A 345-nucleotide genomic window follows, 5' to 3' on the forward strand; every position below is an offset into this window, starting at 1 on the left:
ACTATTTTGTACAGCTTAGTAAAAATAAGGATTATGTACCAAAGGATAAAATCATCAGGCATACAGATAGTTTTTTGAAATTAATGTCAGTGTTGACACAGGATAATAAATATGTTGAAATGGGGAGAAAAATTTCCCATGAAATGGAGGGATTTAATATGTGTAAAGTATTAGATAAGGCAGAGGCTCGTGGTGAAGCCCGTGGCGAGGCTAGGGGTAAGACTATTGGAGCCTTGAATAAAACTGTAGAAATTTTGCGGGTGATTATTGCCAAGAATAGCTGGTCTAAGGAACAGGCTATGGAGTTTATTGGCATACCTAAGAGTGAATTTGCCAAATATGCTG

At 37.1% G+C, this 345-nt stretch carries 1 pseudogene; it reads left to right on the plus strand.

Annotation, left to right across the window (positions count from 1 at the left end):
• Nucleotides 1-158: 158 nt before the first annotated feature.
• A pseudogene (locus tag I6E26_RS11120) lies at nucleotides 159-345 on the plus strand (hypothetical protein); the annotation flags it as partial.

Source organism: Anaerovibrio lipolyticus, assembly GCF_021531495.1.
Taxonomy (GTDB): domain Bacteria; phylum Bacillota; class Negativicutes; order Selenomonadales; family Selenomonadaceae; genus Anaerovibrio.